Origin of the sequence: uncultured Gordonia sp. (assembly GCF_937858515.1) — a bacterium.
GTDB lineage: Bacteria > Actinomycetota > Actinomycetes > Mycobacteriales > Mycobacteriaceae > Gordonia.
In genome coordinates this window covers 1-5,664 of record NZ_CALLZT010000088.1, presented here as the reverse complement: position 1 = coordinate 5,664, position 5,664 = coordinate 1, and the positions used below count along the sequence as shown (strand labels likewise).

The window sequence follows — 5,664 nt, the reverse complement described above, 5'->3', positions numbered from 1 at the left end:
GCCCCCACCAGGGCTCGAACCTGGGACCTGCGGATTAAAAGTCCGTAGCTCTACCAACTGAGCTATAGGGGCGCAGAGCCCCGCGTCAGCGAGGCAGGGATGAGTGTACACGGCAATCCGACCCTGTTTTCGGGGGCCCGGCAGCCTGGCGTCTCATCGTTTGCCGCGTCGGGCGTCGTCGTACCGGGCGCGTCGGAGAGCCCTTCCAGATGCGCAATGTGATGCGGAGGCAACTTACGTCCACGACGGTGGATTGCCGCTCTGAACAGGTGATTTGTTGATTCGGTGTGGGGTGTCATAAGCTGATGCGGCTCCCAACGGGAACGGGCCCCCTTCGTCTAGCGGCCTAGGACGCCGCCCTTTCAAGGCGGTAGCGCGGGTTCGAATCCCGTAGGGGGTACGCTGCTTCACCTGGCACAGGTGTGGTGGACAACAGAATATGGCCCTGTGGCGCAGTTGGTTAGCGCGCCGCCCTGTCACGGCGGAGGTCGCGGGTTCGAGTCCCGTCAGGGTCGCCAAAAGGTTTCGGTTTCGTGCCGGACCTTCCGGCCAGGTAGCTCAGTTGGTACGAGCGTCCGCCTGAAAAGCGGAAGGTCGCCGGTTCGATCCCGGCCCTGGCCACGTAAAGAACCACCCGGTAGCGGGTGGTTCTTTTTGTATGGGGGTCAGGCGCGGAGATTTTCGACGCAGACGGCGTCGGCGATGTAATTGGACAGTTGGGCGTGCGAGAGGTGGCGTGCCGGCGAGAGCAATTCGGCATAGATCGCACTCACCATGAACTCGACAGCCGACTCCGGCGTCGGGCTCAGATGTGCCGCAAGCGGGGACTGTCCGACATAGGCGAGCACGCGTTCGGTGACGATATCGACGATGGTCGGGCGGTCCGGGCCACGGATCAGCCAGGGGAGCAGATCGGCCCCATCGATCCGTAACGCCGCCTGAAGCATGACGTTGTTTGCGTTGTAATCGAGAACTTCGCGGACGATCATCTGGATCGTCTCGCGGGGCTGGTCGGCGAACCGGAGCCGGCCGCGGACGACGTTCTCCAGCGCGTCGAGTTCGGCGATGATGAGCGCCGACAGCAACTCGTCCCTTGAGGCGAACCGCCGGTACATGGTGGCCCGGCTGATACCCGCCTCCCGGGCGACCGCGGCGAGCGTCATCGAGCCGATGCCGACGTTCTGGACCACCGTGCGAGCGGCCGCGGTGAGATCCTCGATGGTGCGCATGGCTGCTAGTGTATGTCCCCCAATAGCGACAACTTGCTGCGCATCAGCTTCATTCATGAGACGTTGATAGCCATGAGTGTCTCAATCAATGCGTCTGAGAACGGGATGTCGCCGTGGGACTCGCAGCATCTCGAGCAGGATTACGAGGTCGGTGAGATCGAGGGCACCATCCCCGACGACCTGCGCGGAGTCCTCTACCGGATCGGACCCGGTCGCCTCGACATCGACGGGCATCCCATGGGACACATCTTCGACGGCGACGGGATGGTCTCCCGGTTCGAGATCGGCCCATCGGGTGTGCGCTACCGCAACCGGTATGTGCGAACCAGAGCCTTCAGAAGGACGAACGAGACCGGGAAGTGGCCCCGCGGGTTCGCCACCCAGAGACTCGGCGGCCCCCTCGCGAACGCGATGCGCTTTCCCGAGAACATGGCCAACACCAACGTCCTGGTGCACGACGATGCGCTGTACGCACTGTGGGAGGGCGGTAAGCCGCACCGGCTCGACCCCCTGACGCTCGACACGGAGGGGACCGAATCCTTCGGCGGCGCCCTCAAGCGTCTCGGGGCGTTCTCCGCGCATCCCAAGGCCGACCCCGCCACCGGCGAGGTGTTCAACTTCGGTGTCGACTTCTTCCCGCGTCCGATGATTCGCTGCTACCGGCTCGACCGGGGCGGACGTCTGCACGGCATCGCCACGGTTCCGATAACGAAGTTGGGTTTCGTCCACGACTTCGCGCTCACGGACAGGCATCTGGTCTTCATCCTCGGCCCGCTGGTGGTGCGCAAACCGGTATCGGTGGCACTCGGTCTCCGGCCGTTCGATGAAGCTCTTTCGTACCGTCCCGAGCTGGGAACCACAATCGTTCTCGTACCCCGCGGCGGTGGTCCTGGGACACGCATGGAGACCGACGCGCTGTTCCACTTTCACGTAACCAACGCCTACGAGCACGGTGCGAACACGGTGGTTGACATCGTCGCCCATAATGCGGACGGCGGTTGGATGCAATGGGAGAACCACCTGCGGCGTTTCCGGGACAATCCCGGCCCGGCGTTCGGTGGAACGCTGACCCGGCTCACCATCGACCCGGCCGCGGGCAAGGTCACGCACGAACAACTGAACGATCGGGGCTGCGAGTTCCCGCAACTCGATCCGCGACGCATCACGCGTGAACATCGCTTCAGCTACCTGGCGGAGGCATCGAGGTCGGGTGGCGACCCGGACTCCATCGCCACCGTCGACCATCGCACCGGAAACACGAGCCGATACACCGTCCCCGACGGGAACACCATCTGCGAGCCGCTGTTCGCGCCGCGAACCACGCCGGGTAACGAAGGCGACGGATGGCTGCTCACGCTAGAACATGAACCCCTGCACCGCCGCTCACGCCTGACGATCCTGCGGGCCGACCGGCCCGACGACGGCCCGATCGCAACCGCACCCCTCGAACACCATGTACCGATGACCTTCCACGGCACCTACGTCCCCGCAACCTGACCCCGCCGCGCACGATTCCCGCGACCAGAACTCCGTCCCGCGAATCCGATATCGCGACAACAGATGCGCGGGACGAAGTTTGCGTCGCGGGAGTGCTTGGCGGCGCTGACCTGCTGGTTTGGGGAATGTTGGGGTGGTGTCATACGATTGTGCGGCTCCCACGGGAGTGGCTCCCACCGGGAACCGGCCCCCTTCGTCTAGCGGCCTAGGACGCCGCCCTTTCAAGGCGGTAGCGCGGGTTCGAATCCCGTAGGGGGTACGCTGCTTCACCTGGCACAGGTGTGGTGGACAACAGAATATGGCCCTGTGGCGCAGTTGGTTAGCGCGCCGCCCTGTCACGGCGGAGGTCGCGGGTTCGAGTCCCGTCAGGGTCGCCAAAAGGTTTCGGTTTCGTGCCGGACCTTCCGGCCAGGTAGCTCAGTTGGTACGAGCGTCCGCCTGAAAAGCGGAAGGTCGCCGGTTCGATCCCGGCCCTGGCCACCAGATTCACAAAATCCCACCCGTTGCCGGGTGGGATTTCGTTTCATGAGCTTGTGGTGGGGCAGTACTCGTGTCAAGCACCGGTCCTCCGACGACCGGTCGTCCTATCGGTCAGTCGAATACGTCGCCGATCTCGCCGGCGGTGGCCGACCGACTCAGCCACGTCTGGAGCAAATCGAGATCGTCGCAACCACGCACGCGGTCACGCACCACCTCGGGCACCTCGATCCCCCTCGCTTCGAGGACGGTCAGAACAGCAACGACCGCTTCCTCGGTTCTGCCTTTGGCTTCTCCATCACCGAAGTGCTTCCGGGCAAATGGGGATTGATGCTTCCATGTTGTCGTTGTCATCAGCCGCTCCCAGCGCACGCGGGCGGCTCCCGAAAGTACCGCCCAGATCAGTTCAGAATACACGTAGCCATGCTCGGAATCAGTGGCGATCGTGGCCGCCAAAGCTTCCAAAACCCCAGGTACATCGTAGTGTGCCATCGCCGACAGCATCGCCAGCTCCACACTTGACCGGGCCTGTTCGACGTCATCGACAACCGGGACGACTTTTGGTCCCACCACGATCGGGGTGATCACCGATGCCCGCCCGATCGGTATCGGCTGTGCGCCCAGCGCGCCACACCGTCATCGACACACACCACTAACAACTCGACCGGGCAACGCAGCCGTTGACGCAGCGAAATCACGTAACTCGGCCACGTGTACGACTTATCGCCGTCACGACCCAACTGCACCTCGACGACGATCCCCAGGACCGCACCACCGTCCCGATCGTTGAGTGTGACCACAGCATCGGCACGCCGCTCGGTCGGCACCACTTCACTCAGATCGGCTGACCCGACCTCCGCCGACTCGTACCCGGGCACAACAACATCCGATATCCCGGTCAGCATCTCCACCGCGAACTCAGGACACAACCGAATCAACTCAACGATCGCCTCATGCCGAATCGACACCATACCCGTGAGGATAGGCGGCACCTACGACATCGACCCGAACCCGCAGATGCCGTGACCCGCCGCCACAGGGCGTCGTAAGGTGGGCGATTGTCACGTATCCGAGGAGAGTGCATGTCGATGACCGGTCAGACCGCAGTGACACCCGTTCCGAACAGGTCCGAGATGAGTCCGCTGCGTTTCCTGGAACGTTCGGCGAACGTCTTTCCCGACCGCACCGCCATCGTGTACGGGCGGCGCAGCTACACCTACGCCGAGTTCGCCGACGAGACGCAGCGTCTGGCGCGGGTTCTGGCGTCCAAGATCCAGCCGGGGGACCGGGTGGCGTATCTGGCTCCGAATATCCCGGAGATGCTGATCGCACACTTCGCGGTGCCGTTGGCCGGCGGGGTGCTGGTGGCGCTCAATTCGCGACTGGCCGGCGCCGAACTCGCCTACATCCTCAACCATTCCGAGTCGACGATCCTGGTTGCCGATTCCGAGTTCCATGCGACGGTCGCGGCGATCGCCGACGTGATCCCGAGCCTGCACACGGTCGTCGAGGTGGACGATCCCGAGTTCGGCACGCCCGCCGGCCCCGACGAGATCGAAGGCCTCGTCTCCTACACCGATTTCCTGAAAGGCGCCGACGATCTGCCGGCCCGGCCATGGACCGTCGACGATGAGAACGCCGTCATCACCATCAACTACACCTCGGGCACGACCGGAAAACCCAAGGGCGTCATGTACACCCACCGCGGGGCGTACCTGAATTCGTTCGGCGAGACCTTCCACAATCAGTTCACCGGCCACACCCGCTACCTGTGGACGCTGCCGATGTTCCACTGCAACGGCTGGTGCACGCCGTGGGCGGTGACCGCGGCATCGGGGACACACATTTGTTTGCGTGCAGTACGCGCCGACGCCATCTGGTCGGCCATCGACGATCTCGGCGCCACCCACATGTGCGGCGCCCCGACGGTGTGCACGACGATCGTCGGCGCCTCGTCGGCGCACGCCCTGGACAGGCCGTTGCGCATCACCACCGCGGGAGCTCCGCCGTCGCCGACGATCATCGGTCAGCTCAGTGCCCTCGGCATCACGGTGGTGCACGTGTACGGCCTCACCGAGGTGTACGGCCCGTTCACCATCTGCGAATACCAGGACGCCTGGGACGACCTCTCCGCCGACGATCGTGCGAAAAAGCTGTCCCGGCAGGGTGTTTCGATGGTCCAGGCAGAGGATGTCCGGGTCATCGACCGAGATGCCGAAGGGCTGGTGGACGTACCCGCGGACGGGGAGTCGATGGGCGAGATCCTGCTGCGCGGCAACAATGTGATGGCCGGCTACTTCAAAGATCCCGCCGCCACCGCCGAAGCATTCGCCGGCGGCTGGTTCCACACCGGCGATCTCGGCGTCATGCACCCCGACGGCTATGTGCAACTGCGGGATCGGGTCAAGGACATCATCATCTCCGGCGGCGAGAATATCTCCACCGTCGAGGTGGAACAGGC

5 protein-coding genes and 7 tRNA genes are annotated in these 5,664 nt (G+C 64.1%); 8 read left to right on the top strand and 4 right to left on the bottom strand.

Annotation, left to right across the window (positions count from 1 at the left end; all coding sequences use genetic code 11):
* A tRNA-Lys gene (locus tag Q0627_RS07885) sits at positions 1-72 on the bottom strand.
* Positions 73-327: 255 nt separating this feature from the next.
* Between Q0627_RS07885 and Q0627_RS07880 the strand changes: the two genes are divergently transcribed.
* The 3 genes from Q0627_RS07880 to Q0627_RS07870 all read left to right on the top strand — a co-directional run bounded on the left by Q0627_RS07880 (position 328) and on the right by Q0627_RS07870 (position 621).
* Positions 328-400: transfer RNA gene (locus Q0627_RS07880), tRNA-Glu, on the top strand.
* A gap of 41 nt (positions 401-441) precedes the next feature.
* Positions 442-518 (top strand) — tRNA-Asp (locus tag Q0627_RS07875).
* Positions 519-547: 29 nt separating this feature from the next.
* Positions 548-621: transfer RNA gene (locus Q0627_RS07870), tRNA-Phe, on the top strand.
* A 44-nt stretch (positions 622-665) separates the two neighbouring features.
* On the opposite strand, the gene Q0627_RS07865 is transcribed toward Q0627_RS07870, so the two are convergent.
* Positions 666-1,229 carry a helix-turn-helix domain-containing protein gene (locus tag Q0627_RS07865; RefSeq protein WP_291012159.1) on the bottom strand — a complete coding sequence of 188 codons (564 nt, stop codon included), beginning with the start codon at positions 1,227-1,229 and terminating at the stop codon, positions 666-668.
* Between the two features lie 72 nt (positions 1,230-1,301).
* Between Q0627_RS07865 and Q0627_RS07860 the strand changes: the two genes are divergently transcribed.
* The 4 genes from Q0627_RS07860 to Q0627_RS07845 all read left to right on the top strand — a co-directional run bounded on the left by Q0627_RS07860 (position 1,302) and on the right by Q0627_RS07845 (position 3,209).
* Complete coding sequence (locus Q0627_RS07860; RefSeq protein ID WP_291012161.1) at positions 1,302-2,726, top strand: carotenoid oxygenase family protein; 1,425 nt, start codon at positions 1,302-1,304, stop codon at positions 2,724-2,726.
* Between the two features lie 186 nt (positions 2,727-2,912).
* A tRNA-Glu gene (locus tag Q0627_RS07855) sits at positions 2,913-2,985 on the top strand.
* Between the two features lie 41 nt (positions 2,986-3,026).
* Positions 3,027-3,103 (top strand) — tRNA-Asp (locus Q0627_RS07850).
* A gap of 29 nt (positions 3,104-3,132) precedes the next feature.
* A tRNA-Phe gene (locus Q0627_RS07845) sits at positions 3,133-3,209 on the top strand.
* Positions 3,210-3,317: 108 nt separating this feature from the next.
* On the opposite strand, the gene Q0627_RS07840 is transcribed toward Q0627_RS07845, so the two are convergent.
* Positions 3,318-3,791, bottom strand: coding sequence for a hypothetical protein (locus Q0627_RS07840; protein ID WP_291012163.1), 474 nt, complete (start codon positions 3,789-3,791; stop codon positions 3,318-3,320).
* Positions 3,788-4,174, bottom strand: coding sequence for a hypothetical protein (locus tag Q0627_RS07835; protein ID WP_291012165.1), 387 nt, complete (start codon positions 4,172-4,174; stop codon positions 3,788-3,790). Before Q0627_RS07835 ends, Q0627_RS07840 begins: the two co-directional genes overlap by 4 nt.
* A 111-nt stretch (positions 4,175-4,285) precedes the next feature.
* On the opposite strand from Q0627_RS07835, the gene Q0627_RS07830 reads away from it, so the two are divergent.
* The coding region (locus Q0627_RS07830) for an AMP-binding protein (protein ID WP_298808868.1) at positions 4,286-5,664 on the top strand (1,379 nt) is incomplete at its 3' end.

What these genes read in the sequence shown, in the direction of transcription:
- Q0627_RS07865 (WP_291012159.1), bottom strand. Translation starts at nt 1,229, where the DNA reads ATGCGCACCATCGAGGATCTCACCGCGGCCGCTCGCACGGTGGTCCAG.
- Q0627_RS07860 (WP_291012161.1), top strand. Translation starts at nt 1,302, where the DNA reads ATGAGTGTCTCAATCAATGCGTCTGAGAACGGGATGTCGCCGTGGGAC.
- Q0627_RS07835 (WP_291012165.1), bottom strand. Translation starts at nt 4,174, where the DNA reads ATGGTGTCGATTCGGCATGAGGCGATCGTTGAGTTGATTCGGTTGTGT.